At 63.5% G+C, this 24,019-nt stretch carries 29 protein-coding genes; 20 read left to right on the forward strand and 9 right to left on the reverse strand.

Annotated features, from left to right (window positions below; all coding sequences use genetic code 11):
- Nucleotides 1-18 precede the first annotated feature (18 nt).
- The 3 genes from RCO31_RS21865 to RCO31_RS21875 are packed head-to-tail and all read left to right on the forward strand — an operon-like array spanning nt 19 to nt 2,172.
- The gene (locus RCO31_RS21865) at nt 19-510 is read left to right on the forward strand and encodes a DUF6644 family protein (RefSeq protein ID WP_308970616.1); all 492 of its coding nucleotides are present in this window, start codon (nt 19-21) and stop codon (nt 508-510) included.
- 31 nt (nt 511-541) lie between these two features.
- A complete protein-coding gene (locus RCO31_RS21870) occupies nt 542-1,462 on the forward strand; it encodes an aldo/keto reductase (RefSeq protein WP_308970617.1) in 921 nt (306 codons plus the stop codon).
- Nucleotides 1,462-2,172, forward strand: a complete 711-nt coding sequence (locus RCO31_RS21875; RefSeq protein ID WP_308970618.1) for a DUF6064 family protein — start codon at nt 1,462-1,464, stop codon at nt 2,170-2,172. Before RCO31_RS21870 ends, RCO31_RS21875 begins: the two co-directional genes overlap by 1 nt.
- 51 nt (nt 2,173-2,223) lie before the next feature.
- On the opposite strand, the gene tldD is transcribed toward RCO31_RS21875, so the two are convergent.
- Nucleotides 2,224-3,651 carry a metalloprotease TldD gene (gene tldD, locus RCO31_RS21880; protein WP_308970619.1) on the reverse strand — a complete coding sequence of 476 codons (1,428 nt, stop codon included), beginning with the start codon at nt 3,649-3,651 and terminating at the stop codon, nt 2,224-2,226.
- An 89-nt stretch (nt 3,652-3,740) separates the two neighbouring features.
- Here tldD and RCO31_RS21885 point away from each other — a divergent pair, with 89 nt between their 5' ends.
- Nucleotides 3,741-4,289: a GNAT family N-acetyltransferase gene (locus RCO31_RS21885; RefSeq protein ID WP_308970620.1), complete on the forward strand. Its 549-nt coding sequence runs from the start codon at nt 3,741-3,743 to the stop codon at nt 4,287-4,289.
- Here the strand turns inward: RCO31_RS21885 and RCO31_RS21890 are convergent.
- A complete protein-coding gene (locus RCO31_RS21890) occupies nt 4,252-4,797 on the reverse strand; it encodes an invasion associated locus B family protein (RefSeq protein ID WP_308970621.1) in 546 nt (181 codons plus the stop codon). The two genes, RCO31_RS21885 and RCO31_RS21890, sit on opposite strands and share 38 nt — an antisense overlap.
- 453 nt (nt 4,798-5,250) lie before the next feature.
- On the opposite strand from RCO31_RS21890, the gene coxB reads away from it, so the two are divergent.
- The 12 genes from coxB to RCO31_RS21950 all read left to right on the forward strand — a co-directional run bounded on the left by coxB (nt 5,251) and on the right by RCO31_RS21950 (nt 16,084).
- Nucleotides 5,251-6,099 (forward strand): cytochrome c oxidase subunit II, encoded by an 849-nt coding sequence (gene coxB, locus RCO31_RS21895; protein WP_308970622.1) that lies wholly within the window; start codon nt 5,251-5,253, stop codon nt 6,097-6,099.
- A gap of 61 nt (nt 6,100-6,160) precedes the next feature.
- Nucleotides 6,161-7,777 carry a cytochrome c oxidase subunit I gene (gene ctaD, locus RCO31_RS21900; protein WP_308970623.1) on the forward strand — a complete coding sequence of 539 codons (1,617 nt, stop codon included), beginning with the start codon at nt 6,161-6,163 and terminating at the stop codon, nt 7,775-7,777.
- A gap of 68 nt (nt 7,778-7,845) precedes the next feature.
- Nucleotides 7,846-8,784 (forward strand): heme o synthase, encoded by a 939-nt coding sequence (locus RCO31_RS21905; protein ID WP_308970624.1) that lies wholly within the window; start codon nt 7,846-7,848, stop codon nt 8,782-8,784.
- The gene (locus tag RCO31_RS21910) at nt 8,785-8,961 is read left to right on the forward strand and encodes a CoxF protein (protein WP_308970625.1); all 177 of its coding nucleotides are present in this window, start codon (nt 8,785-8,787) and stop codon (nt 8,959-8,961) included.
- A gap of 31 nt (nt 8,962-8,992) precedes the next feature.
- Nucleotides 8,993-9,604, forward strand: a complete 612-nt coding sequence (locus RCO31_RS21915; protein ID WP_308970626.1) for a cytochrome c oxidase assembly protein — start codon at nt 8,993-8,995, stop codon at nt 9,602-9,604.
- 50 nt (nt 9,605-9,654) lie between these two features.
- Nucleotides 9,655-10,509 (forward strand): cytochrome c oxidase subunit 3, encoded by an 855-nt coding sequence (locus RCO31_RS21920; RefSeq protein ID WP_308970627.1) that lies wholly within the window; start codon nt 9,655-9,657, stop codon nt 10,507-10,509.
- Nucleotides 10,510-10,583: 74 nt separating this feature from the next.
- On the forward strand, nt 10,584-10,979 hold the full coding sequence (locus RCO31_RS21925; protein WP_308970628.1) for a DUF983 domain-containing protein: 396 nt from the start codon (nt 10,584-10,586) through the stop codon (nt 10,977-10,979).
- Complete coding sequence (locus RCO31_RS21930) at nt 10,976-11,728, forward strand: SURF1 family cytochrome oxidase biogenesis protein (protein WP_308970629.1); 753 nt, start codon at nt 10,976-10,978, stop codon at nt 11,726-11,728. The genes RCO31_RS21925 and RCO31_RS21930 overlap by 4 nt, the downstream gene beginning before the upstream one ends.
- Before the next feature lie 106 nt (nt 11,729-11,834).
- Entirely contained in the window at nt 11,835-13,244 is a 1,410-nt protein-coding gene (gene thrC / locus RCO31_RS21935; protein WP_308970630.1) for a threonine synthase, read from the forward strand.
- 15 nt (nt 13,245-13,259) lie between these two features.
- A complete protein-coding gene (locus tag RCO31_RS21940) occupies nt 13,260-14,546 on the forward strand; it encodes a pitrilysin family protein (RefSeq protein WP_308970631.1) in 1,287 nt (428 codons plus the stop codon).
- 58 nt (nt 14,547-14,604) lie between these two features.
- Nucleotides 14,605-15,210: a GNAT family protein gene (locus RCO31_RS21945; protein ID WP_308970632.1), complete on the forward strand. Its 606-nt coding sequence runs from the start codon at nt 14,605-14,607 to the stop codon at nt 15,208-15,210.
- 154 nt (nt 15,211-15,364) lie between these two features.
- Nucleotides 15,365-16,084 (forward strand): hypothetical protein, encoded by a 720-nt coding sequence (locus tag RCO31_RS21950; protein WP_308970633.1) that lies wholly within the window; start codon nt 15,365-15,367, stop codon nt 16,082-16,084.
- A 249-nt stretch (nt 16,085-16,333) separates the two neighbouring features.
- On the opposite strand, the gene RCO31_RS21955 is transcribed toward RCO31_RS21950, so the two are convergent.
- Genes RCO31_RS21955 through RCO31_RS21975 form a run of 5 tightly spaced genes read right to left on the reverse strand, consistent with a single transcriptional unit; the run spans nt 16,334 to nt 18,937 of the window.
- On the reverse strand, nt 16,334-16,816 hold the full coding sequence (locus RCO31_RS21955) for an ATP F0F1 synthase subunit B (protein WP_308970634.1): 483 nt from the start codon (nt 16,814-16,816) through the stop codon (nt 16,334-16,336).
- A gap of 6 nt (nt 16,817-16,822) precedes the next feature.
- The gene (locus RCO31_RS21960; protein ID WP_308970635.1) at nt 16,823-17,386 is read right to left on the reverse strand and encodes a F0F1 ATP synthase subunit B'; all 564 of its coding nucleotides are present in this window, start codon (nt 17,384-17,386) and stop codon (nt 16,823-16,825) included.
- Nucleotides 17,387-17,444: 58 nt separating this feature from the next.
- The gene (locus RCO31_RS21965; RefSeq protein ID WP_308970636.1) at nt 17,445-17,672 is read right to left on the reverse strand and encodes a F0F1 ATP synthase subunit C; all 228 of its coding nucleotides are present in this window, start codon (nt 17,670-17,672) and stop codon (nt 17,445-17,447) included.
- A gap of 47 nt (nt 17,673-17,719) precedes the next feature.
- Entirely contained in the window at nt 17,720-18,472 is a 753-nt protein-coding gene (locus tag RCO31_RS21970; RefSeq protein WP_308970637.1) for a F0F1 ATP synthase subunit A, read from the reverse strand.
- A gap of 60 nt (nt 18,473-18,532) precedes the next feature.
- On the reverse strand, nt 18,533-18,937 hold the full coding sequence (locus RCO31_RS21975) for an AtpZ/AtpI family protein (protein ID WP_308970658.1): 405 nt from the start codon (nt 18,935-18,937) through the stop codon (nt 18,533-18,535).
- A gap of 300 nt (nt 18,938-19,237) precedes the next feature.
- Between RCO31_RS21975 and RCO31_RS21980 the strand changes: the two genes are divergently transcribed.
- From RCO31_RS21980 to RCO31_RS21990, 3 genes are read left to right on the forward strand one after another with little or no spacing between them, the layout of a single operon-like run.
- Nucleotides 19,238-19,861 (forward strand): 2-hydroxychromene-2-carboxylate isomerase, encoded by a 624-nt coding sequence (locus RCO31_RS21980; protein WP_308970638.1) that lies wholly within the window; start codon nt 19,238-19,240, stop codon nt 19,859-19,861.
- 46 nt (nt 19,862-19,907) lie between these two features.
- Nucleotides 19,908-20,522, forward strand: coding sequence for a hypothetical protein (locus RCO31_RS21985; RefSeq protein WP_308970639.1), 615 nt, complete (start codon nt 19,908-19,910; stop codon nt 20,520-20,522).
- Nucleotides 20,503-20,982, forward strand: coding sequence for a secondary thiamine-phosphate synthase enzyme YjbQ (locus tag RCO31_RS21990; RefSeq protein ID WP_308970640.1), 480 nt, complete (start codon nt 20,503-20,505; stop codon nt 20,980-20,982). The genes RCO31_RS21985 and RCO31_RS21990 overlap by 20 nt, the downstream gene beginning before the upstream one ends.
- 87 nt (nt 20,983-21,069) lie before the next feature.
- On the opposite strand, the gene RCO31_RS21995 is transcribed toward RCO31_RS21990, so the two are convergent.
- Together RCO31_RS21995 and RCO31_RS22000 are read right to left on the reverse strand one after the other, a co-directional pair.
- Nucleotides 21,070-21,234: a hypothetical protein gene (locus RCO31_RS21995; protein WP_308970641.1), complete on the reverse strand. Its 165-nt coding sequence runs from the start codon at nt 21,232-21,234 to the stop codon at nt 21,070-21,072.
- 107 nt (nt 21,235-21,341) lie between these two features.
- Nucleotides 21,342-23,012, reverse strand: a complete 1,671-nt coding sequence (locus tag RCO31_RS22000) for an MFS transporter (protein ID WP_374991519.1) — start codon at nt 23,010-23,012, stop codon at nt 21,342-21,344.
- 295 nt (nt 23,013-23,307) lie between these two features.
- On the opposite strand from RCO31_RS22000, the gene RCO31_RS22005 reads away from it, so the two are divergent.
- Nucleotides 23,308-23,985, forward strand: a complete 678-nt coding sequence (locus RCO31_RS22005) for a response regulator transcription factor (protein ID WP_308970643.1) — start codon at nt 23,308-23,310, stop codon at nt 23,983-23,985.
- The last annotated feature ends 34 nt before the right edge of the window (nt 23,986-24,019 follow it).

Below are 24,019 nucleotides of genomic sequence, written 5' to 3' on the forward strand. Positions count from 1 at the left end.
CACGGCAGGTGATGCGCAATGAACGATAGCGCCCCGGCGATCTTTGTCGCGCTCGAAGCAAGCGGTCTCGGCGCGGCAATCCGCCAGTCGACCTGGGCCTACATGGTGGCCAACGTCGTCCACATCCTTGCGCTGATGGCGTTTGCAGGCGCGATCGTGGTGATGGATTTGCGCATGATGGGTGTCTTTGCCGCGACATCGCCGGGGTTCATTTTGCGTTGGGCGCGCTGGGCGGCCGTTGCCGCCTTCGCAGGCCTCGTGTTGTCCGGGCTCGTCCTGTTCACGGCCGAAGCGAGCCACGTCGTTCTCAATCGCATATTCCAGATCAAGATCGGACTGATCGCCCTCGGACTGGCAAACATCCTCGCCTTCGAGGTCTGGGTGACGCCGAACGTGCAGAATCTGCCACCAGCGACGCCTCTGCCGGCACCGGCGTTGCCGATCGCCATCATCTCGTTGTCGATCTGGTTCTGCGTCGCGGCCTGCGGGCGCCTGATCGCGTATTTTTAGAAGCGGTGCCTCCCGAGTGGATGGTTTGAGCATGCGGACCACGCGCCGAACGTTCTTGCAAGGCTCCGTGGCGGCGACGGTGGCAACCGCTTTGTCGCCGGTCGCGGCCCATGCTCAGGACAAGACGGCGGCCTCTCGCAGGATTCCGTCAACCGGCGAAATGATTCCGGCCGTCGGGCTTGGGACCTGGATCACCTTCAACGTGGGCAACGATCCGCTGCTCAGGGACGAATGCGCCGCCGTGATGGGCGCGTTCTTTGACGCAGGTGGACGGATGATCGATTCCTCGCCGATGTATGGCTCGTCGCAGCCGGTCATCGGCTATGGTCTTCAGAAGTTTGGGCGACCGGAAGCACTGTTTTCAGCAGAGAAGGTCTGGACGTCGTCCGGCGCGAACGGTCCGCGGCAGATCGAACAGTCCAGCGCCTTCTGGGGGGTGCCGCGCTTCGACCTCATCCAGGTCCACAACCTTGTTGCCTGGGAGGAGCATCTTCGGACTCTGCTCGAGATGAAGCGGGCAGGTTCGGTGCGCTATGTCGGACTTACGACCTCGGAGGGACGCCGTCATGATCTGCTCGAGCGGATCATGCGCAACGAACCTATTGATTTCGTGCAGTTCTCCTACAACGTCGTCGACCGCGAGGCCGAACGGCGGCTCCTGCCGCTCGCGGCCGAGCGTGGCCTCGGCGTGATCGTCAACCGCCCGTTCCGGCAGGGCGAGTTGACCCGTCGGCTCGCCGGCAAGCGGCTGCCCGGCTGGGCGGCCGATCTCGGGGTCGCGAGCTGGGCGCAGTTCATCCTGAAGTTCATTCTCTCTCATCCCGCCGTTACCGTCGCAATTCCCGCGACGACGCGGGTCGATCATGTGCGCGAGAATCTGGCAGCCGCGACTGGTCCCATGCCGGATCCGGCCATGCGCGAGCGCATGGCCGCCTACGTGCAGGATCTTTGATGTCGGAATGGTGGAGCTATCGCCCCGAGGACTTCCTGCTCTTTTCGCCTCGCGTCTACTGGCGGATGTTTGAACTCCACAACGCGGCGGTTTGGCCGCTGCAATTGCTCACGCTCGCCGCGGGCGTCGTGATGATCGTGCTCGTCGCGCGGGGGCAACATGATCACGAGCGAGCAGAACAACCTTGGGGCGCCTATGGGCGGTGGATCGCGATCGTTCTGGCTGTCATTTGGGCTTTCGTCGGATGGTCCTTCCTGTGGAGCCGCTACGCGACCATCAACTGGGCCGCCGCCTATGTCGCGCCGGCTTTTGCTCTCGAAGCCCTGCTGCTTCTGGTAGCTGCCGTCTTGGCCGACGGCCTGACCTTTGATCGGCGGGGGCGTGTCGCCTGGGCGGGATATCTGCTGCTTGTCTTCGCGCTCGCCGGCCAGCCGCTGCTTGCGCCGTTGCAGGGGCGAACCTGGGCCTCGTCCGAAATCTTCGGCATCGCGCCCGATCCGACCGCTATCGGGACGCTGGGCCTGCTGCTGCTTGCCCGCGGCAGACTTTTGCCGTGGCTCGTCCCAATCCCCCTGCTTTGGTGCCTGCTGAGCGGCATGGCGCTCCGGACCATGGGGGCGCCGGAGGCCGTGGCATCCTTTGCGACAGTTGTGCTGGTTCTGGCGGCCCTGTTCGCGCCATTCCGCGATCGACGCGACGCCTCCGCATGAGCAACGGAGCAAACCCGGAGCTCAAGGAAAAGGGCAAATCGCCGTTGAGTGCTACCCGCCGGTGCCACCGACGGTAATACGGTCCATGCGCAGTGTCGGCTGACCGACGCCGACTGGCACGCCCTGACCGTTCTTGCCACAGGTGCCAATACCGGTGTCGAGCTCGAGGTCGTTGCCGACCATGGTGATGCGGTGCAGGTCGGTTGGGCCGTTGCCGATCAGCATCGCGCCCTTCAGCGGCGCGCCGACCCTGCCATTCTCGATCCTGTAAGCTTCCGTGCATTGGAACACATATTTGCCGGATGTGATGTCCACCTGACCGCCGCCGAAGTTGACGGCATAGATGCCGTTCTTCACCGAGGCGAGGATCTCCTTCGGGTCGCTTTGTCCCGCGAGCATGTAGGTGTTGGTCATGCGCGGCATCGGCACGTGCGCGTAGCTTTCGCGCCGGCCGTTGCCGGTCGGCTGCATGTTCATCAGCCGGGCGTTCTGCCGGTCCTGCATGTAACCGACCAGGATGCCGTCTTCGATCAACACGGTCCGATTGCTCGGCGTGCCCTCGTCGTCGATCGAAAGCGAGCCGCGGCGATTTTGGATCGTGCCGTCGTCGACCACGGTGACGCCTTTCGCTGCCACCTGTTGTCCCATCAGCCCGGCAAAGGCCGATGTCTGCTTGCGGTTGAAATCGCCTTCCAGCCCGTGGCCGACCGCCTCGTGCAGCATCACGCCGGGCCAGCCCGGGCCGAGCACCACGTCCATTTCACCGGCCGGCGCCGGCACCGATTCGAGATTGACGATCGCCTGCCGCAGCGCCGAGTCGGCTGCGTTGCGCCAAGCCTTGGTGTCGATGAAGCGCTGGTAGCCTTCACGTCCGCCATAGCCGTGGCTGCCGGTCTCCTGCCGGTCGCCGGAGCCCGCCACGACCGACACGTTGACACGCACCAGCGGGCGGATGTCGCGATAGGTCTCGCCGTCCGGCCTGACGATCTCGACAACCTGCCATGTGGCTGCAAGGCTTACCGAGACCTGACGCACGCGCGGGTCCTTGTCGCGCACATACGCGTCGATTTCGCCGAGCAGCTTCACCTTCGATTCGAAGCCGGGCGCATCGAGCGGATTTTCGTCGCCATAGAGGCGGACATTGGTGCGTCCGGGCGCGGCCGCGAACGATCCGGCATATCCGGCGCGCACGGCGCCGACGGCGTCGGCCGCGCGGATCAGCGCCGGGATGGACACGTCGGACGAGTGCGCATAGCCGACGGCGTCGTTCTTCACTGCGCGCAGGCCAAAGCCTTGCGCCGTGTCATACGTCGCCTGTTTCAGGCGGCCGTTGTCGAACATCAGGGCCTCGGACTGCCGGTATTCCAGAAACAACTCGCCGTCGTCCGCGCCCGCAAGTCCGCGTGTGATTTCCTGTCTCACGGCGTCGCGATCGAGGCCGGAGCGGTCGAGGAGGGAGGAGGTCGCAAGATTGGTCATGAGACAATCCGTTGAGGCTGGGTCCAATTCAAGATAGGTGTTTCTGCGCCGTTGCGCGAGAGGCGTGCGAGGCGTGGAACAATTTTGCCATGCCTGTCGAGATCGTCCGCATCGGGACAGACCACATCGAAGGATTTCATCGTGCTCTGGATATCGTTGCGCGCGAGCGGCGATATCTGGCGTTTCTGGAAGCTCCACCGATCGAGCGGGTGCGCGCGTTCGTGCTCGGCAACATCGAGCACGGCTATCCTCAATACGTTATTCTGTCCGCCGATGGGGACGTCTCAGGCTGGTGCGACATCCTACCGATGACAAGTGGGCCCACACACCGTCATCGCGGTGTGCTCGGCATGGGACTTCTGCCGCAGTTTCGCGGGCAGGGTATCGGCGCGACCCTGCTTCAGGCCGCGCTTTGCGCGGCTCGCGATTTCGGCTTGCACCGCGTTGAGCTGACCGTGCGGCAGGGCAACGAGCGGGCGATCGCGCTCTATCGAAGCGCCGGTTTTGAGCGCGAAGGCGAACAGAAAGACGCGATCCGGATCGACGGCGTCTATGAGAACTTGATTGGCATGGCCAAGCTTTTCCAGCGACCAGATGGCGTTACGGCAGCTTGTCGTAACCCTCGCCGATGCCCTTGAGGCTGAGCGGGAAGCCGATGCCTTCCTCCGGCGTTTCAAAGATGATGAAGGTGGCGGTCTTGGCAGACTTCAACTGGCCAAGCAGGCTGTCGTCCATGACCACCTCGGCGACGCAGCCGTTGGGCAGGCAGCGCACGAAGCCGGCACGGCCGACGTCCTTGTCGTCGAGCTTGAGGCCAAGCCCGGACGGCAACAGCACGCCGAGCGGCGCCACCACGCGCATCAGCTTGCTCTTCTGGTCGGCAGTCTTGAGGATGATAACGGTGAGCCCGGCGTTTGAACGGTCTTCGGCGACGACGCTCTGGATCAGCGCGCATTGTTCGCCCTGGGCTCCTGGCGGCGTGTCGCAGCGGATTTGCCAGTCGCCGGCAACCGACTTGACGGCGCCCTGGGCCGCCGCGATGCCGCCTGTGGCCACCGTCACGCCCAGCACAAGTGCTGCGACCGTGGCAAGCCCGGCGGCCTTGCGCCAGGCCTGGCCAGACCGAAGATGTCCAAAACTGCCCATCAAAGTCTCTTCTGAATTGCCCGAGCTATTGAAAACGCTGTTTGCGGCGGTACGCACGTCAAATCCAGCGCACCAGCCGCTTTTGCAGCTTCAACTGCGGCAGCTTGAAGGCGCTTCCCGGCGTCCTGCCCCCGACCATTTGGGGAAGCGAATCGCATAACCCATTCGCGTCGGCGAATGAGGACCATCTGCGCTTGCAGCCGTCAAGCAGGGCGTGGCAATTTCGGTTGCAATATCAGGCCGGTCACGATAGCCGCCGCTCTGCGTTTGGCTCTGCGCTCCCCTGTTGCAAACGGCCTAGAAGGTGCATTGCGATAGCCTTTGAAGTGTGGTTTGAGAGGCGGGATTCTTCGACCCGTTCTAAGCCCGTTCTGGCTTTGCATCGTGTCGACGGGCGCGGGGCCGGGGTCTGATCCGGGCGCCTATTTCGGACTTTGAGGGAGCGTGGACGGCATGACGATGTCGATGGGGCGGATGGGCTTGTTGAGCCTCATGGGACTGGCGGTGGTGGTCGTCCTGACGGGAGGTGCGGCGTGGGCGGCTCAGCCCGAGCCCTGGAAATTCGGTCTTCAAGCGGCCGCGACGCCGGTGATGGAGGACATCACCTGGTTCCACACGTTTCTCTTCTGGCTGATCACGGCCATCACCCTGTTCGTGCTTGCGCTGCTGGTGATTGTCATCGTGAAGTTCAACGCGCGAAGCAACCCGGTTCCGTCAAGGACCACGCACAACACGCTGATCGAGGTTGCCTGGACGATCGTCCCGGTGCTGATTTTGGTCGGCATCGCCGTGCCGTCGTTTCGGCTGCTGTTCTTTCAGCTCGATCTGCCGAAAGCCGACCTGACCATCAAGGCGACCGGCAAGCAGTGGTACTGGACATACAACTATCCCGATAATGGCGCGTTCGAGTTCGACTCGATCATGCTGCAGGACAGTGAACGCAAACCCGACCAGCCGCGTCTGCTCGCGGTCAATAATGAGGTCGTTGTGCCGGTGAACAAGGTGGTGCGTGTGCAGACCACAGCCGCGGATGTGATTCACGCGTTCACCGTTCCGGCCTTCGGAATCAAGATCGACGCCATTCCGGGCCGTCTCAACGAGACCTGGTTCAAGGCGACCAAGGAAGGCGTGTATTACGGCCAGTGCTCGGAGCTCTGCGGCAAGGATCATGCGTTCATGCCGATCCAGGTGCGGGTCGTCAGCGACCAGGCGTTCACCGCCTGGATTGAGGACGCCAAGAAGAAATTTGCGAGCGCGCCGGACAACAGCAGGTTCGCAGGATTGAGCGCAGTCAGCCGCTGACGCGGCGGTGGTGCGAGGTTTAAGGGCGGCAGGACCGGAATAGGTTCGAGGGACGAGGATTATGGCAACTTCAGCGGCACAGCACGGCGATCAGGCCCATCACGACGACCACGGGCATCCGACCGGTTGGCGCAGGTTCGTTTATTCGACGAACCACAAGGACATCGGCACGATGTACCTGATCTTCGCCATCTTGGCCGGTGTGATCGGCGGTGCGCTCTCGGTCGCCATGCGCATGGAGCTGCAGGAGCCGGGCCTCCAGTTCTTCTCGAACGGTGGTGCGTTCAACGTGTTCGTCACCGGCCACGGCCTCATCATGGTGTTCTTCATGGTGATGCCGGCGATGATCGGCGGCTTCGGCAACTGGTTCGTGCCGCTGATGATCGGCGCGCCGGACATGGCGTTCCCGCGCATGAACAACATCTCGTTCTGGCTGCTGCCGGCCTCGTTCGCGCTGCTCCTGATCTCGATGTTCGTTCCGGGCGAGCCGGGCGGGCACGGTGTCGGTGGCGGCTGGACGCTCTATGCGCCGCTTTCCACCTCTGGCCATCCGGGACCGTCGGTCGACTTCGGCATTTTGGCGCTGCACCTTGCCGGCGCCTCGTCGATCCTCGGCGCGATCAACTTCATCACCACGATCTTCAACATGCGCGCCCCGGGCATGACGCTGCACAAGATGCCGCTGTTCGTGTGGTCGATCCTCGTCACGGTGTTTCTGCTGCTTCTGTCGCTGCCGGTGCTGGCCGGCGCGATCACGATGCTGCTGACCGACCGAAACTTCGGTACCACCTTTTTCTCTCCTGAGGGCGGCGGCGACCCGGTCCTGTATCAGCATCTGTTCTGGTTCTTCGGTCACCCCGAGGTGTACATCCTGATTCTGCCGGGCTTCGGCATGATCAGCCAGATCGTCTCGACCTTCTCGCGCAAGCCGGTGTTCGGCTATCTGGGCATGGCCTACGCGATGGTCGCGATCGGCGGTATCGGCTTCGTCGTCTGGGCGCACCACATGTACACCGTCGGCATGTCGGCCGCGGCGCAGGCCTACTTCGTCGCAGCGACCATGGTGATCGCGGTGCCCACCGGCGTGAAGATCTTCTCGTGGATCGCGACCATGTGGGGCGGCTCGATCGAGTTCAAGGCGCCGATGCTGTGGGCGATCGGCTTCATCTTCCTGTTCACCGTCGGCGGCGTCACCGGCGTCGTGCTGGCGAACGCCGGCGTCGACCGCTCGCTGCAGGAGACCTACTACGTCGTCGCGCACTTCCACTACGTGCTGTCGCTCGGCGCGGTGTTCGCGATCTTCGCCGGCTGGTACTACTGGTTCCCGAAGATGTTCGGCTACATGTACAGCGAGCCGCTCGCCAAGCTGCACTTCTGGGTCACCTTCATCGGCGTCAACCTGGTGTTCTTCCCGCAGCACTTCCTTGGTCTGCAGGGCATGCCGCGCCGCTACGTCGACTATCCGGACGCGTTCGCCGGTTGGAATCTCATCTCATCGGTCGGTTCCTACATTTCCGCCTTTGGCGTGCTGATCTTCCTGTTCGTGGTCACGCAGGCGTTCGTGCGCAAGCAGGCGGCTACCAACAATCCGTGGGGTGCGGGTGCGACCACCCTGGAGTGGACGCTGACGTCGCCGCCGCCGTTCCACCAGTTCGAAGTGCTGCCGAAGATCAAGTGAGATGTGCGCGGCGCGCGAGCGCCGCGTGCAGCTTTGTTTAACGAGTTGAGAAGAGACGCGGGTTCACTTTGTCGATCGTCGAAAACCATCCAGCCGAGCTGGCGCCTCACGTCTCTGAGGCGACGGTCGGCGATTACCTGGCGCTGCTGAAGCCGCGGGTGATGTCGCTCGTGATCTTCACGGCGCTGGTCGGCATCGTCATGGCGCCGGGGCACATGCATCCGGTGATGGTGTTCACCGCGTTGCTCTGCATCGCTGTCGGTGCCGGCGCATCAGGCGCGCTGAACATGTGGTACGATCGCGACATCGATGCGGTGATGCAGCGCACCGCCAAGCGGCCGATCCCGCAAGGACGTATCACGCCGCCCGAGGCGCTTGCCTTCGGCATGACGCTTTCGTTCTTCTCGGTGTTTACGCTCGGTATCCTGGTGGACTGGTTTGCGGCCGCGCTGCTCGCGTTCACGATCTTCTTCTATGTCGTCGTTTATACGATGTGGCTGAAGCGATCGACGCCGCAGAACATCGTCATCGGCGGCGCCGCAGGAGCGTTGCCGCCGGTCGTCGGCTGGGTCGCAGCGACCGGCTCGCTTGCGATCGAGCCGCTGCTGCTGTTCGGCATCATCTTCCTTTGGACGCCGCCGCATTTCTGGGCGCTGTCGCTCTACCGTACCGATGATTTCGTCCGCGCCAAGCTGCCGATGTTGCCGGTGGTTGCCGGTCCTGATGCGACGCGACTGCAGATCCTGCTCTACACCCTCGTCCTGATAGCGGTAGCGATAGCGCCATGGCCGCTGGGCTATTTCGACCGCGCTTACGGTGTCGTCGCGACCGTCTCCGGCGCGGCGATGCTGTGGTTCGCCGTCCAGGTCTTTCGCCAGCGCCAGGGCGCCGCGGCGGAAGCTGCCGCCCGAAAGCTTTTCACGTTCTCGATCCTCTACCTGTTCGTGCTGTTTGCGACGCTGCTGGTCGGCGCGCTGGTGCCGATCGCGCTGCGGATCGCGAGCTAGATGATTACAGCGATGGACAACAAGGACGAGCCTGAGGGGGTCGTGCTCACCGAGCAGCAGCAGCGCAGCCGCCGCCAGCGCTCGATCGCGATCGCTGTTGTTCTTCTGGCGCTCGTGGTGCTGTTCTTTGTGGTGACACTGGTCAAGGGGCCGGCTGTCCTCGTGAGGCCGATCTAGCTGTTGCGCCAGGTCAGGGAGTGGGGAAAAGGTGACTGAACCGACGCATGCAACACCGCGAAAGCCGCGCATCGGGCGCGATGTGGCGGTCGCGGCTGCGTGCGGCGTGTTCGTCGCGCTGATGGTCGGGGCGTCGTATGCCGCCGTGCCGTTCTACAACTGGTTCTGCCGGGTCACCGGCTTCAACGGCACCACGCAGGTGGCGACGCAGATGCCGTCCGGCGTGCTCGATCGCACCATCGCCGTTCGCTTCGATTCCAACGTGATGGGCGGGCTGCCCTGGAAGTTCGAGCCCGAAAAGACCGAGATCAATGTGCGGATCGGCGAAGTCGTCACCGCGTACTACAAGGTCACCAATCTTGCGGCGCGCGAGACGCTTGGCCAGGCGTCCTACAACGTCACGCCGCTGACCGCGGGTATCCACTTCCAGAAGATCAACTGCTTCTGCTTCACCGAGCAGCGCTTCGCGCCTGGCGAGACGCGGGAGATGGCGGTGGTGTTCTATGTAGATCCGGCACTGGCAAGCGATAGCGAGCAGGACCAGCTCTCGACCATCACCCTGTCCTACACCTTTTACCCCATGCGCGATGAGCCCAAGCCTGTCGCCGCGCAGACCATCGGCAAGCGCAATGGGAACCTTTAACCTGACTGCAATGACGCGGCCTGGTCCGCGACGCCTACGGAGACGCGAAAATGGCTGACGCGCACGCCAAGCATCACGACTATCACCTCGTCAATCCGAGTCCGTGGCCATTCGTCGGCTCGGTTTCGGCCTTCATCATGGCAGTCGGTGCGATCGGATGGATGCATCAGATGTTCACCGGCGCGCCGGTGGTGTTTGGCGTCGGTGTCATCGGCGTGCTGTACACCATGGTGGCCTGGTGGGGCGACGTCATTCGCGAGGCCAACAGCGGTGACCATACGCGCGTGGTCCAGCTGCATCACCGCTACGGCATGATCCTGTTCATCGCTTCGGAGGTGATGTTCTTCGTCGCCTGGTTCTGGGCCTACTTCAATGCCGCGCTGTTTCCGAATGACGTCCACCAGTTCGCGCGCGACGCGCTGTTCGGCGGTGTCTGGCCGCCCAAGGGTATCGAGACGTTCGATCCCTGGCACCTGCCGCTTCTAAACACGCTGATCCTGCTCACCTCGGGCACCACCGTCACCTGGGCGCACCATGCGCTGCTCGAAGGCGATAGGCAGGGTTTGAAGTGGGGATTGATCCTGACGATCGCTCTCGGCGCCGTGTTCACCTGCGTGCAGGCTTACGAATACAGCCACGCGACGTTCGGCTTCAAAGGCAACGTCTACGGCGCGACCTTCTTCATGGCGACCGGCTTCCACGGCTTCCACGTGCTGGTCGGCACCATATTCCTGATCGTCTGCCTGTTGCGCGCCTATGCCGGACAGTTCACGCCGAAGCAGCACCTCGGCTTCGAGTTTGCCGCGTGGTACTGGCACTTTGTCGATGTCGTCTGGCTGTTCCTGTTCGTGGCCATCTATGTCTGGGGCTACGGCGGTCCGGTCGCCAACGGCGCGGCGCATTGATCCAGAGCGAACGGTCAAAGGGGCGGCCTTGTCGGCCGCCCCTTTTGCGTTTCAGACTGAAGGAGCATGAGGCCATGGCCATGCGGGAACGCGCTCCATCCTCCCTGTCGCAGACGATCCTGCGCGGGATTGTCTGCAAGTGTCCGCGCTGCGGCGAAGGAAAGCTGTATGCCGGCTTTCTGTCTCTGCGGCCCGCCTGCGAGGCCTGCGGCCTCGACTATGCGTTCATCGACGCTGGCGACGGGCCCGCGGTGTTCATCATCCTGATTGCCGGCTTCATCGTGGTGTTCTGCGCATTGATCGTCGAGGTGTTTTACCAGCCGCCGTTCTGGCTGCACGCGGTGCTATGGGTGCCGCTGATTCTCCTGACGACCTTGGTGCCGCTGCGCTCGATGAAGTCGCTTCTGATCGCCTTGCAATATCACCACAAGGCGCAGGAGGGGCAGCTGGTCGATCGGGGCAGATCGTGAAACGGGCCACCGCCGGGCGTCGGCTGCTGGTCCCGATCGCGACGACGGTCGTCATCGTCGCGGTGTTGCTGTCGCTTGGCGTCTGGCAGCTCGAGCGCCGCGTCGACAAGCTTGCGCTGATCGCTGCGCTCGACGATCGGCTCGCGGCTGCGCCGGTGGCGCTTCCGCCGGCCGCGCGTTGGGGCGCCGTCAGGAAGGCCCGCGACGAGTTTCGTCGGGTGACGCTCACCGGCGTCATCGATGCGGACGAACAGGCGCAGGTGTTCGCCTCCGGATCGCCGTTGCGGAAGGATGTGTCCGGCACCGGCGTGTGGGTGTTCGCGCCGGTGAGACTTGCAAGCGGCGAGACAGTCGTCGTCAATCGCGGCTTCCTCGCGGACGGGCAGGAGATGCCGCCGTTGCCGGCCAACGAGCCGGTGACATTGACCGGCTACATTCGCTTTCCGGAGCCCCCCGGCTGGCTGACGCCGCACGCCGATCGCACAAAACACCTCTGGTTCGTGCGCGACCACCTGGCCATGGCGCAGGCACTCGGCTGGGCGGATCCGCAGCATGTTGCGCCGTTCTACATTGACCTGGAGGCTCCGGTTCCAACCGGAGGGGGGCCGAAGCCCGGGCCCCTGCAGGTCAGCCTCAAAAACGACCATCTGCAGTATGCGGTTACCTGGTTCCTGCTTGCCGCCGCGGTAACCATAGCGTTCGGTTTCTGGCTGCGCGGCCAAAAGCTGCCTCCATCGTCGTCCTTGTAGAGCTTAAAGCTTCGGAATAATGTCGCCGCGATCCGCGCTGGTTGCGCGGCGTCTTCATTTTCCGTTTACATATCAAGGCCTTATACTGGCCTTGGAGGATCGGCCGGTGCGCTACATCTCGACCCGGGGCGAGGCCCCGACGCTCGGTTTCTGCGACGTGATGTTGACCGGGCTTGCCCGGGACGGCGGCCTCTACGTGCCCGAAACCTGGCCTCAACTCAGCGCCCAGACGATTGCCGGGCTCTTCGGCAGGCCGTACCCCGAGGTGGCCGTCGAGGTGATCCGTCCGTTTGTCGATGGCGAGATTTCCGACGCCGACCTTGCCCGGATGGCCAACGAGGCCTACGCGACCTTCCGCCATCCGGCGGTGGTGCCGCTCGACCAGGCCTCGCCGGACCAGTTCATCCTAGAGTTGTTCCACGGGCCCACGCTGGCGTTCAAGGACGTGGCGATGCAGCTGTTGGCGCGGCTGATGGACCATGTTCTGGCGAAACGGGGTGAGCGCACCACGATCGTGGTGGCGACCTCGGGCGACACCGGCGGCGCGGCGGTTGAAGCCTTCGCCGGCCGCGACAATGTCGATCTGTTCGTCCTGCTTCCGGACGGACGCGTTTCCGACGTGCAGCGGCGTATGATGACCACGGCCGGCGCCGCGAACGTGCATGCACTGGCCGTCGATGGCACCTTCGACGACTGTCAGGCGCTGGTGAAGGCGCTGTTCAACCATCACCGCTTCCGCGATTCGGTCTCGCTCTCCGCGGTCAATTCGATCAACTGGGCGCGCATCGTCGCGCAGGCCGTTTACTACTTCACAGCGGCGGTCGCGCTCGGCGCGCCGGCGCGCAGCGTTGATTTCACCGTACCGACCGGAAACTTCGGCGACATCTTCGCCGGGTACGTGGCGAAGCGCATGGGGTTGCCGATCGGCCGGCTGCGCATCGCCACCAACGTCAACGATATCCTTGCGCGGACATTGGCGAGCGGCGCCTACGAGGTCCGCGAGGTGCACGAGACGTCATCGCCGTCGATGGACATCCAGGTGTCGTCGAACTTCGAGCGGCTGGTGTTCGAGGCGACCGGCCGCGACAGCGCGGCGCTGCGCGGCCTGATGGCGTCGCTTGCCCAATCCGGACGCTTCGTGCTGCCCGCCGGTGCTCTGCGCAACATCCGCGAGCAGTTCGACGCGGGCAGGGCGGATGAGGACGAGGTCAACGCAGCGATCCGTGCCGCGTGGCGCGAAAGCGGCGACCTGATCGATCCGCACACGGCGGTGGCGGTCGCCGTGTCCGAGCACGCAAGCGTGACGCCGAACGTGCCCAACATCGTGTTGTCCACGGCGCATGCGGCGAAGTTCCCGGACGCGGTGGAAGCCGCCTGCGGTGCGCGCCCTGCGCTGCCCGCGCATCTCGGCGACCTGATGAGCCGGCCTGAAAACATCACGAAGATGCCGAACGACCGCGCGGAGCTCGAGCGTTTCATCCGTTCGGCGAGTCGCGCAGCCAAAGAGATCGCCTGAGCTTTAAGGAATAGTATGAGCGTAAATCTGACAAAACTGCCATCCGGCCTCACCATCGTCACTGACGCGATGCCGCATCTCGAGACGGCGGCGCTCGGCGTCTGGACCGGCGTCGGCGGTCGCGATGAGCAGGCCAACGAGCACGGCGTCTCGCACTTCCTCGAACACATGGCGTTCAAGGGCACGAAGACGCGATCGTCGCAGCAGATCGTCGAGGAGATCGAGAATGTCGGCGGCGATCTCAACGCGGCCACCAGCACTGAAACGACGGCCTATTATGCCCGCGTGCTGAAGGACGACGTCGCGCTCGGGCTCGACGTGCTGTCCGACATCCTCGCCAATCCGGTGTTCGAGGCTGAGGAGGTCGAGCGCGAAAAGAGCGTGATCGAGCAGGAGATCGGCGCTGCACAGGATACCCCCGACGACGTCATCTTCGAACACATGAGCGAGATCGCCTTTCCCGGCCAGCCGATGGGCCGCTCGCTGCTCGGCACTGCGGAATCGCTGAAGGCCTTCACCGGCGAGACGCTGCACGGGTACCTCGCGAAGCATTACCGCGCGCCGGACATGGTGGTGGCTGCGGCCGGCGCGGTTGATCACGAGGTGGTGGTCGCCGAGGCGGCGAAGCGCTTTGCCAAGTTCTCAGGCCCGCCGGCACCGGCGCCGGCGCCGGCGAAATTTGGCGGCGGCTCACGCATCGTGCGGCGCGAGCTCGAGCAGGCGCATCTGACGCTCGGGCTGGAAGGCCTGTCGCAGTCGGATCCGGCTTTGTTCAGCCTGCAGGTGTTCTCCAACATCCTCGGCGGCGGGATGTCGTCGCGGCTGTTTCAGGAGGTGCGCGAGAAGCGGGGGCTCTGCTATTCGATCTACACGTTCCACATGCCGTATTCCGACACGGGCTTCTTCGGCCTCTACACCGGCACAGATCCGGCCGATGCGCCGGAGATGATGGATGTGGTCGTCGATCAGATGAAAGCCGCGGCCGACACGCTGACCGAGATCGAAGTCTCGCGCGCCAAGGCGCAGATGAAGGCCGGCCTGTTGATGGCGCTGGAGAGCTGCGGCGCCCGCGCCGAGCAGCTTGCAAGGCACATCCTGATGTTCGGCCGGCCGCTGACCAATACCGAGATGGTGGCGCGGATCGACAATGTCACGCTGGATTCGACGCACGCTGCCGCGCAGGCCCTGCTTGCACGCAGCCGCCCGGCTGTGGTCGCGCTAGGCAACGGGCGCGAGCTTTCCAAGGCCGTCCGCTTCGCGGAAGGCTTGACGGACGCGCCGGATCGGGCACGGTATCACTAGGACAAATCGGTCCGGCCCGCATTTGGCGGGCTGAACGAGCGGCGCAGGGATTTTCAAGGTGGCCCTGTTTGGACTGACATCGTCGTCTCCGCCGGATCTCGCCCCGCGCGGCCATGGGCTGTTGCTTCGCCCGCCGCAAATGAGCGATTTTCCGCAATGGTCGAAGCTGCGTGAGGACAGTCGCGCCTTCCTGACGCCATGGGAGCCGATCTGGCCGTCCGACGATCTGACGCGTGCCGGCTTTCGTCGCCGTCTGCGGCGGTATGCGGAAGACATCTCTGCGGACCGCGCCTACCCGTTTCTCGTTTTCCGAATGGCGGACCAGGCCCTGGTCGGCGGGGTGACGCTCGCAAACGTCCGCCGCGGCATCGTCCAGGCCGGCACCATCGGCTACTGGACCGGTGAGCAGTTTGCGGGACAGGGCTATATGACGCTGGCCTTGCGAGTGCTGCTGCCGTTCATCTTCAGCGAGTTGAATCTGCATCGCATCGAGGCGGCCTGCATTCCGTCGAACACGGCTTCGGTACGGGTGCTGGAGAAATGCGGTTTTGTCCGCGAAGGGCTCGCGCGGCGCTACCTCTGCATCAATGGCATCTGGCAGGACCACCTGCTGTTCGGGTTGCTGAACGAGGATTTGAAGGACCAGAGCGAACTGGTTCGTTAGGGCATGATCCCGGAAAGTGGACACCGGTTCTTCGGACAGGGTCATGCCCAAAAACAGATGATCTCAGCGGCGCTGAGGCGACGGCGAAGCTCCCGCCTTTGGCCCGCCGCTTTTGATTTGATATAAGCGGTTCGGGGTAAGGACCGGGATTTCCATGCTGGGTTTTGAATATCTCAGCCGCAGCTGCGGCGCGAAAGCGATTGTCTTGCAACGTACCGTTCCGCTGGCGGCCGCGGCATTGCTGCTGGCCGGCTGCGGCGGTGGAATATCGGTGGGAGAGCGCCTGACCTCCGTGGGCGATCGCTTCAGCCAGCTGTTCGGCGGCTCGAGCTCGACCACCCAGGCGCAGCTCGTCGGCACGCCGCCGGCGCCGTTTGCAGGCGGCGGCGACGCCGGGGGCACGCCCTATCAGGATTGTCCGGGCGTCGCGATCCGCGAAGGTGCATCGACGCTTCAGGTCGGCTTGAAACCCGGACCGGTCGCCGACAACAACGAGGTCCGCTATCAGGGCACGATCGTCCGGAACGCGCGTGACTGCACGCTGATCGGTGGACAGGTGAATGCGCGCGTCGGCATCCAGGGGCGGATCATCGTTGGTCCCGCAGGCGCGCCGCCGGCGGTCGACGTGCCGATCCGCGTCGCGGTGGTGCAGGAGGGCGTGCAGCCGAGGACCATCGCCACCAAGCTCTATCGTACGACGGTCGATCTCGCCGGCCAGGACAACGTCGCGTTCTCCTTCGTGGCCGAGGACATGGCGTTCCCGGTGCCTTCGCCCGACGCCGTGTCGTCCTACGTGATCTATATCGGCTTCGATCCCGAAGGTGTGCGCAGCCAGCCGCAGCGGCAAAAGGGCAGGAGCGCACGCGCGGGCTAGACTAAGGCGTGTTCTCGCGGCGGCGGGGGTCCAAGCCGCGTGAGCTGATCCTTGTAAGCTGATCCTTGTAAGCTGATCCTTGTAAGCTGATCCTTGGAGACGCGCGAACTGTCGGGTCTTGGCTGAAGCGAGGCGCGATGCCGTAGGTCCGAGCTGTGGCGTGGACGGCGCGCGAGAAACTCTCAAAGCCCTGCCAGAAACAAAAAAGCCGGCGCGAGGCCGGCTTCTTGTTTCATATCGTCATTCGCGTCAGTTCAGCTTCTGGCGGATCTCGGCGATGCTTTGCGTCAGCAGGCTCTCGGCGGTCGACCCTTTCACTGTCTGAGCCAGAACCTTTGCGGCCGCGGAGGTCGCCGCGTCGGCGGCCGCCGCGCGCACGTCGGCGAGGGCCTGCGCCTCCGCCTGGGCGATCTTGGTCTCGGCCATCTTGGTGCGGCGGACGACGAAATCCTCCATCCGCGTCTTGGCCTCGACCGCGAGGCGCTCGGCTTCCGCCTTCGCGCTGGAGACGATCTCTTCGGCCTCCTTCACGGCGCTGTCGCGCCGCGCACGATACTCGGCGACGAGCTTTTGCGCCTCGTCCCTCAGGCGGCGTGCATCGTCCAGTTCGGACTTGATGCGACCCGCGCGATGATCGAGTGCCTCGGCGAGCTTGGTGTGCACGCCGAGATAGATGAAGCCTGCGATCAGAATAACGAACGCAATGGCAGACCAGAAAGTTGCGTCAAACATCGCTGGTTACGCCTTGAGCGTGGTGTCGATGGCGGACTTGACCGCCTGAACGTCCGCCGTGACCCCGGAGAGCCGATGCACGATGGCGGCGGCAGCTTCGGTCGCGATGGAGCGAACGTTCCCCATCGCAGCGGCGCGGGTGGTGGCGATTGATTTGTCGGCGTCCGCCAGCTTCGCGGCCAGCCGATCCTCGAGCTGCTTGCGCTCCAGGTCAGCTTGCTTGGTCAGCTTGTCGCGGATCTCGCTACCGATCGCCTGCGCATTGGCGCGGGCGGTCGCAAGCTCGGTTTCATAGGCTTTCAGCGCAGCGTCGGACTCGTTCTTCAGCCGCTGGGCTTCTGCCAGGTCGCCGTCGATCGCACCCTGACGGGCCGCAATGATGCCGCCAACGCGCGGCAGCGCGAGCTTGGATACGATCCAATAGAGCAGCACGAAAGCGATCGCGAACGAGACCAGCTGCGAGGCGAAGGTATCCGTCTGGAAGGGCGGGAATCCGCCCTTCGCATGCGAAGCTTCGGTCGACGTGGTCGTCGTCGTTGCGGCCTGCGCGGGAGTGATGATCAATCCCATCAGCGCACCCTTAAAGGTTTGTGCCGGCCAGCCTGAGGCGGCTGGTGCGGCGGCTTGATCAGAGAGCGAACAGCAGCAACAGCGCGATCAGCAGCGAGAAGATGCCGAGCGCTTCCGTCACGGCGAAGCCGAAGATCAGGTTGCCGAACTGAGCCTGTGCAGCCGACGGATTGCGGATCGCGGCCGCGAGATAGCTGGCGAAGATGCTACCGACGCCGATACCTGCGCCAGCCAGGCCGATCGCCGCGATGCCGGCGCCGATGTACTTTGCTGCGACTGGATCCATTTTTTGCTCCTGTTTGGATTGGTCGATTTGAGGAAGGGTTTGAGGGCTCAATGCCCGGGATGAATGGCGTCGTTGAGGTAGATGCAGGTCAGGATGGCGAACACGTAGGCCTGCAGGAACGCGACCAGCACTTCGAGCGCGGTCAGCGCCACCGTCAGCCCTAGCGGAATGATTGCGCCGATCCAGCCGACGAAACCCATGGCGCCGACCATGGTGACGAGGCCGGCAAAAACCTTCAGCGTGATGTGGCCGGCCAGGATGTTCGCGAACAGACGCACCGAGTGCGAGATCGGACGGGAGAAGAACGACAGCACCTCGATGAACACGATCAGCGGCAGGATATAGATCGGGATGCCGCTCGGCACGAACAGCCTGAAGAATTTCAGCCCGTTCTTGTAGAAGCCGTAGACGATCATCGTGATGAACACGATCAGCGCCAGGGATAGCGTGACGATCAGGTGGCTGGTGACGGTGAATGTGTACGGTATGATGCCGATCATGTTCGCCGTGATGATGAACATGAACAGCGTGAACACCAGCGGGAAGAACTTCATTCCCTGCTCGCCGGCATTACTGCGCACCGTGTCGGCGATGAACTCATAGGAGAGTTCCGCGAGCGACTGGAAGCGGCTCGGGATCAGCTGCTTGCCGGCGCTGCCGCCAAGCATCAACAAGGACACGACGCCGACTGCGGCCAGCATGTAGGCCGACGAGTTGGTGAAGGCGATCTCCTGTCCGCCGATATGGCCGAGCGAAAACAGCTTGTGGATTTCAAACTGATGGGTCGGATCGGATGCCATGTGTCAGTATCTCGGCCGCAGGTTCGTCTCGCGCGCCGGCTTGCCCGGCAGGAAAACTTGTCACTCGGGCGGGGGCTCTTTCAGACGCTCGGACTGCTTCGCCATCACGCCCGCTGAGCGCATCACGTTCATCACGCCGGCGGTGAAGCCCAGCATCAGGAACACGATCAGTCCCCAGGGAGACGTCGACAGGAAGCGGTCGAAACCCCAACCAATGAGCGCTCCAACGAAGACGCCTGCAACCAGTTCGGAGGAGAGACGCAGGCCCACGGCCATGGCGGATGCTCTGGCCCGTGCGGACTGTCCCTCGGCTCCGGCCTGGCTCTTCTCGAAATCGCGGTCTTTCCGGAGATGGGAAAGTCGTTGATCCAGATCGGTCAGCCTTGCGGAGAGCGCGGCTTCATCGGCCGGCGGTTGGTCGCCCGATCTTTTCTTGCCAGGTTCATCGTTCCGCGTGTCCACCATTCTGCTGACACCCGTACTAAACCGTTGGCCCGAATAGAAAAAAGCTCCGCCACCCTCAAAAGCCGCGCGGACCATACTGACCGCGTATGCGCAAGTCAAGGATCGGTGATGCACAACAAATAGCTGATTTTGCTGCTCTTCTGCACGTCTCGGCGGGGTGCCGCGATGGTTGGTCACAGGCATTTTTTGCACCACGATCCGGGATCCGCCATCAATGGTGCTCGCAGCATTTGCCGCTGCTTGCACGGCAGACGGCCCTCTGTTGGGATGCACCGGCAACCACCGAAGCGAGAAGCGAACATGGCACGGCAGATCGACTACTATTTTTCCGCGGCGTCGCCGTGGGCCTATATCGGCCACGCGGTGTTTCAGGACCTGGCCGGGAGCCATGGCTGCAAAGTCGTCTACAAGCCGGTGTTCCTTGGCGAACTGTTCGCGGAGACCGGTGGCCTGCCGCTCGCCAAGCGGCATCCTGCGCGTCAGCGCTACCGGATGATGGAGCTGCAGCGCTGGCGCGAGAAGCGCGGACTGAACTTTCATCTCCAGCCGCAGCACTGGCCGTTCGATCCGAAGCTGGCCGACGGCGTCGTCATCGCGGCCAACGTGGCGGGCCTCGATCCCGAGCCCTTCATGCGACGCATGTTCAAGGGAGTTTGGGAAGATCAACTCGACCTTGGGGATGCCGCAACGGTCGCGGATGTCGCCGGCAAGGCGGGCCTGCCGGGCGAGAAACTGATTTCAGCCGCATTATCGCCGGAGATTGCGACGATCTACGAGCAGAACCGACAGGATGCGATTGCGATCGGCGTGTTCGGTTCGCCCGGTTACGTGCTCGACGGCGAAGTGTTCTGGGGGCAGGACCGCATCGAACTTCTGGGCGACGTCTTGCGATCGGGCCGCAAACCCTATCAGGGCTCCGTGTAGCGCTTATATGTGCCGGATCAAGACAACCTTCGGCGGAGGATTCGCCATGATGAAGCATCTGCGATACGTCGCTGTCGCTGCGCTCGTGGGGGCGGCTGCGCCGCACGCCGCTTTCGCGCAATCGACGCCGGACTCCGAGAACGGCCGTTATGCCTTCTCCCCGACGGTCGACGGGGTGCTGCGGCTCGACACCCGCACCGGCGCCATTGCGAGCTGTCATAATCGCGTTGCCGGCTGGTCCTGCTACGCTGTGCCCGACGAGCGGGCGGCGCTGGATGCCGAGATCGGCAAGCTCGCCCGCGAGAATGCCGATCTCAAGGATGGTCTCGCAAAGTTCAAGGACGAGCAGGCGCGCTTCGACCGCGATATCGCCGCGCTGAAGGAGGCGCATCTGCGGCTCGATGCCGAGCGCATGAAGCTGAAGGAGGAGCTCGAGAAGCGCGAGGCCATCCCGTCCTCGCCGAAGATCGACGCGCCGCTGGCGAAGGAAGATCAGCAGAACAAGGGCGTCGCGCGCGAGGCCGGCAAGACCAACCGCTTCGAATTGCAGCTGCCCGATGATCAGGACGTCGAGCGTGTCGTGTCGTTTCTCGAGCGCGCGTGGAAGCGGCTGATCGAGATGGCGAGCCGGGTGCAGCGGGATGTCTCCGAGAAGATCTGACCGGCTCACCCGATCGCAACCGATCGTCTCGCACATCGATACGGCGGTTTCGTCGGTCCTGACGATCGACACGAGTGGCGAGGGCTTCGTCGACTTTTCCGAAGAGGCGCGGCAGTTCATTGCTGAGTCCGGAATCGTCTCCGGCATGCTCACGCTTTTTATCCGGCATACATCCGCATCGCTGACAATCCAGGAGAATGCTGATCCCGACGTGCAGACCGATCTTCTTCGGCTGTTGCATCGCCTGGCCCCGCGCGACGGCAACTGGGTTCACGACGCGGAAGGGCCGGACGACATGCCCGCGCACATCCGCACCATGCTCACGGCAACGTCGCTGCAAGTGCCGGTGATCGACGGTCGGCTGGCGCTCGGCACGTGGCAGGGAATCTACCTGATCGAGCATCGGCAACGGCCGCACCGGCGTGAGATCGTCATGCAGGCGATGGGATCGCGCGGCTAGTGTCCTGCTTCCGGCGCGCGCATCATCTCGCGCGAGCGTGAGCAGTAATCGGACCAGTGGCGGTGGAAATGATCGCGCCGCGCCGGGCTAGCGGCGGGTGTGCTGACGCGCGAGCAAGAATGCGAACGCGGCAAAGCCGATAGCCCAGATCACCGCGGTCTGCAGGCCGGTGCCGAGGATGAAGAAATTCAGGACGAAGATGAAGACCGCTGCGCCGATCGTGTGCAGCGAGATGTAGCGGAGCTTGTCCATTTAGCCTCGCAAAGCCATTCGAGCTCACCTGAAGCAGACCGGCCGGGATTGCTCCCGGCCGGTCGGTCGTCTGAGAGATGGCCGGCGAAGCGCGGCCGAAACGGCGATCACTTGGTGATGTCGACGTCCTTCGTCTCGGGCAGGAAAATCGTGCCGATGATGAACGTCGCCACCGCAAAAATGATCGGGTACCAGAGGCCGGCGTAGATATCGCCGGTCGATGCCACGATCGCGAACGCGGTCGCCGGCAGCAGGCCGCCAAACCAGCCGTTGCCGATGTGGTATGGCAGCGACATCGAGGTGTAGCGGATCCTGGTCGGGAAGAGTTCGACCAGCATCGCTGCGATCGGGCCGTAGACCATCGTCACATAGACGACGAGCACGAACAGCAGGCCGATGATGGCGGCGACATTGGGTTTGAAGACGTCCAGCGGGTGGTCCATCTTGACGATACTTGGGTCGCCCGTTTTCGGGTAACCGGCCTCCTGCAACGCCGCAAGCGCCGGTGCATTTGACGTTGCCGCGTTGGTGTAAGGCACCTCCTTGCCGTTGATGACGATCTTGGTCGGCGAGCCCGCGGGCCCGGCCACCGTCTCGTACTTCACCGACGACTGGGACAGGAAGGCGCGTGCAAGATCGCACGGCGCGCTAAACACGCGCGTGCCGACCGGGTTGAACAGATCGCCGCAGCCCTTCGGGTCGGCAACGACCTGAACCTTCACGTTCTCGATGGCATTGTTCAGCGCCGGGTTGGCGTTGCTCGTGATCATCTTGAAGATCGGGATGAAGGTGAGCGCCGCGATCAGACAGCCCGCCATGATGATCGGTTTGCGGCCGATCCTGTCGGAGAGCGCGCCGAACACGATGAAGAAGCCGGTGCCGAGCAATAGCGACCAGGCGATCAGCAGGTTCGACGTATAGATGTCGACCTTCAGGATCGATTGCAGGAAGAACAGCGCGTAGAACTGGCCAGTGTACCAGACCACGCCCTGACCCATCACGCCGCCCAGAAGGGCGAGCAGCACGATCTTGGCGTTGCCCCATCGGGCGAAGGATTCCGTCAGCGGCGCACTCGAGCCTTTGCCCTCTTCCTTCATCTTCTGGAACACCGGCGACTCGTTCAGCTTCAGCCGGATCACGACCGAGATGCCGAGCAGGATGATCGACAGCAGGAATGGAATGCGCCAGCCCCATTCGCGGAACGCGTCCTCGCCGGTGATGGTGCGGGTGAACAGGATGATCAGCAGCGACAGGAACAATCCGAGTGTGGCGGTGGTCTGGATGTAAGACGTGTAGTAGCCGCGCCGGCCGGGCGGGGAATGCTCGGCCACGTAGGTTGCGGCACCGCCATATTCGCCACCGAGGGCGAGACCTTGCGCCAGTCGCAGCACGATCAGGATGATCGGCGCCGCAATTCCGATGGTGGCCGCGTTCGGCAGCAGGCCGACGATGAAGGTCGACAGGCCCATGATGACGATGGTGACGAGAAAGGTGTATTTGCGGCCGACCAGGTCACCGACACGCCCGAACACGATCGCGCCGAAGGGACGGACCAGGAACCCGGCGGCGAAGGCAAGCAGTGCGAAGATGTCGCGCGTGCCAGGCGGATAGGCGCTAAAGAACTGCGCGCCGATGATCGCGGCAAGCGATCCATAGAGGTAGAAATCGTACCATTCGAAAACGGTGCCGAGCGACGATGCGACGACGACGAAACGTTCGTCCTTCGTCATGCCTTGTCCCCGACGGGACACTTCAGCTGTCGTGGTTGTCGCGGCCATTATCCTCCCCATGGGTTCTGTTGATATGCCGACGATTCAGCGAATCTTCCGCCTGCGCCGTGACCCGATGGAAAAAGTAACATCGCCGTGAAACACGCCCCAATACGACTTTTGGCTTCACGCGGCGCAACCAACCCCTTTGAAGGTGCGATGCACAATCCACGCGACGCTAACTTTAGTTGTAGCCAGCTCCCCCGTTCCGCTTGCAAGAACGGCATCGGCGTGAACAATTGCAGGTTAGTTGGATACTGGTGCACCCTGAAAAATGCTTCAACTTCATAGACCCACAAGGCATATGACCTCCCGTACCCGCCTGATCATCGCCGACGACCATCCGCTGTTCCGCGATGCTTTGCGGGGCACGGTGGCGAATGTCGTTGCATCGGCGACGATCGAGGAAGCCGGTTCATTCGACGAATTGACGAGACGACTGGAGCAGGACAGCGAGATCGACATGGTGCTGCTCGATCTGTCGATGCCGGGCGTCAGCGGATTCTCCGGACTGATTTACCTGCGCACGCAATATCCCGCCGTGCCGGTGGTGATCGTGTCGGCGAGCGACGACGCGGAAACGATCCGCCGCTCGATGGATTTCGGCGCCTCGGGCTTCATTCCCAAGCGCTTCGGCGTCGAAACGCTGCGCGAGGCGATCAGCAAGGTGCTGGCCGGTGATGTCTGGGTGCCGGCGGACGTCGATCTGTCCGGCGCCGCCGATCCGGATGCACAGCGCTTGCGAGACCGGCTGGTGACGCTGACGCCGCAGCAGGTGCGTGTGCTGATGATGCTGTCGGAAGGATTGCTCAACAAGCAGATCGCCTACGAGCTGAAAGTCTCGGAAGCGACCATCAAGGCGCACGTCTCAGCGATCCTGCAGAAGCTCAACGTGGAAAGCCGCACGCAGGCGGTGATCGTCGCGGCGCGGATTGCCGGTCACCAATGGCGGCGCGACGAGGTGCCGTCGGCGACCCAGTAGTACAGTCAGAACATCTCGTTCGGCTTGCGGTTAC

It is taken from the genome of Bradyrhizobium sp. LHD-71 (assembly GCF_031157255.1).
Lineage (GTDB): Bacteria > Pseudomonadota > Alphaproteobacteria > Rhizobiales > Xanthobacteraceae > P52-10.

What these genes read in the sequence shown, in the direction of transcription:
- RCO31_RS21970 (WP_308970637.1), bottom strand. Translation starts at nt 18,472, where the DNA reads ATGGCATCCGATCCGACCCATCAGTTTGAAATCCACAAGCTGTTTTCG.
- RCO31_RS21875 (WP_308970618.1), top strand. Translation starts at nt 1,462, where the DNA reads ATGTCGGAATGGTGGAGCTATCGCCCCGAGGACTTCCTGCTCTTTTCG.
- RCO31_RS21995 (WP_308970641.1), bottom strand. Translation starts at nt 21,234, where the DNA reads ATGGACAAGCTCCGCTACATCTCGCTGCACACGATCGGCGCAGCGGTC.
- RCO31_RS21885 (WP_308970620.1), top strand. Translation starts at nt 3,741, where the DNA reads ATGCCTGTCGAGATCGTCCGCATCGGGACAGACCACATCGAAGGATTT.
- RCO31_RS22005 (WP_308970643.1), top strand. Translation starts at nt 23,308, where the DNA reads ATGACCTCCCGTACCCGCCTGATCATCGCCGACGACCATCCGCTGTTC.
- RCO31_RS21965 (WP_308970636.1), bottom strand. Translation starts at nt 17,672, where the DNA reads ATGGATCCAGTCGCAGCAAAGTACATCGGCGCCGGCATCGCGGCGATC.
- RCO31_RS21870 (WP_308970617.1), top strand. Translation starts at nt 542, where the DNA reads ATGCGGACCACGCGCCGAACGTTCTTGCAAGGCTCCGTGGCGGCGACG.
- RCO31_RS21925 (WP_308970628.1), top strand. Translation starts at nt 10,584, where the DNA reads ATGGCCATGCGGGAACGCGCTCCATCCTCCCTGTCGCAGACGATCCTG.
- ctaD (WP_308970623.1), top strand. Translation starts at nt 6,161, where the DNA reads ATGGCAACTTCAGCGGCACAGCACGGCGATCAGGCCCATCACGACGAC.
- RCO31_RS21955 (WP_308970634.1), bottom strand. Translation starts at nt 16,816, where the DNA reads ATGTTTGACGCAACTTTCTGGTCTGCCATTGCGTTCGTTATTCTGATC.
- RCO31_RS21910 (WP_308970625.1), top strand. Translation starts at nt 8,785, where the DNA reads ATGATTACAGCGATGGACAACAAGGACGAGCCTGAGGGGGTCGTGCTC.
- RCO31_RS21985 (WP_308970639.1), top strand. Translation starts at nt 19,908, where the DNA reads ATGATGAAGCATCTGCGATACGTCGCTGTCGCTGCGCTCGTGGGGGCG.
- RCO31_RS21960 (WP_308970635.1), bottom strand. Translation starts at nt 17,386, where the DNA reads ATGGGATTGATCATCACTCCCGCGCAGGCCGCAACGACGACGACCACG.
- tldD (WP_308970619.1), bottom strand. Translation starts at nt 3,651, where the DNA reads ATGACCAATCTTGCGACCTCCTCCCTCCTCGACCGCTCCGGCCTCGAT.
- RCO31_RS21865 (WP_308970616.1), top strand. Translation starts at nt 19, where the DNA reads ATGAACGATAGCGCCCCGGCGATCTTTGTCGCGCTCGAAGCAAGCGGT.
- RCO31_RS21980 (WP_308970638.1), top strand. Translation starts at nt 19,238, where the DNA reads ATGGCACGGCAGATCGACTACTATTTTTCCGCGGCGTCGCCGTGGGCC.
- RCO31_RS21950 (WP_308970633.1), top strand. Translation starts at nt 15,365, where the DNA reads ATGCTGGGTTTTGAATATCTCAGCCGCAGCTGCGGCGCGAAAGCGATT.
- RCO31_RS22000 (WP_374991519.1), bottom strand. Translation starts at nt 23,012, where the DNA reads ATGGCCGCGACAACCACGACAGCTGAAGTGTCCCGTCGGGGACAAGGC.
- RCO31_RS21920 (WP_308970627.1), top strand. Translation starts at nt 9,655, where the DNA reads ATGGCTGACGCGCACGCCAAGCATCACGACTATCACCTCGTCAATCCG.
- RCO31_RS21890 (WP_308970621.1), bottom strand. Translation starts at nt 4,797, where the DNA reads ATGGGCAGTTTTGGACATCTTCGGTCTGGCCAGGCCTGGCGCAAGGCC.
- RCO31_RS21975 (WP_308970658.1), bottom strand. Translation starts at nt 18,937, where the DNA reads ATGGTGGACACGCGGAACGATGAACCTGGCAAGAAAAGATCGGGCGAC.
- RCO31_RS21940 (WP_308970631.1), top strand. Translation starts at nt 13,260, where the DNA reads ATGAGCGTAAATCTGACAAAACTGCCATCCGGCCTCACCATCGTCACT.
- coxB (WP_308970622.1), top strand. Translation starts at nt 5,251, where the DNA reads ATGACGATGTCGATGGGGCGGATGGGCTTGTTGAGCCTCATGGGACTG.
- RCO31_RS21990 (WP_308970640.1), top strand. Translation starts at nt 20,503, where the DNA reads ATGTCTCCGAGAAGATCTGACCGGCTCACCCGATCGCAACCGATCGTC.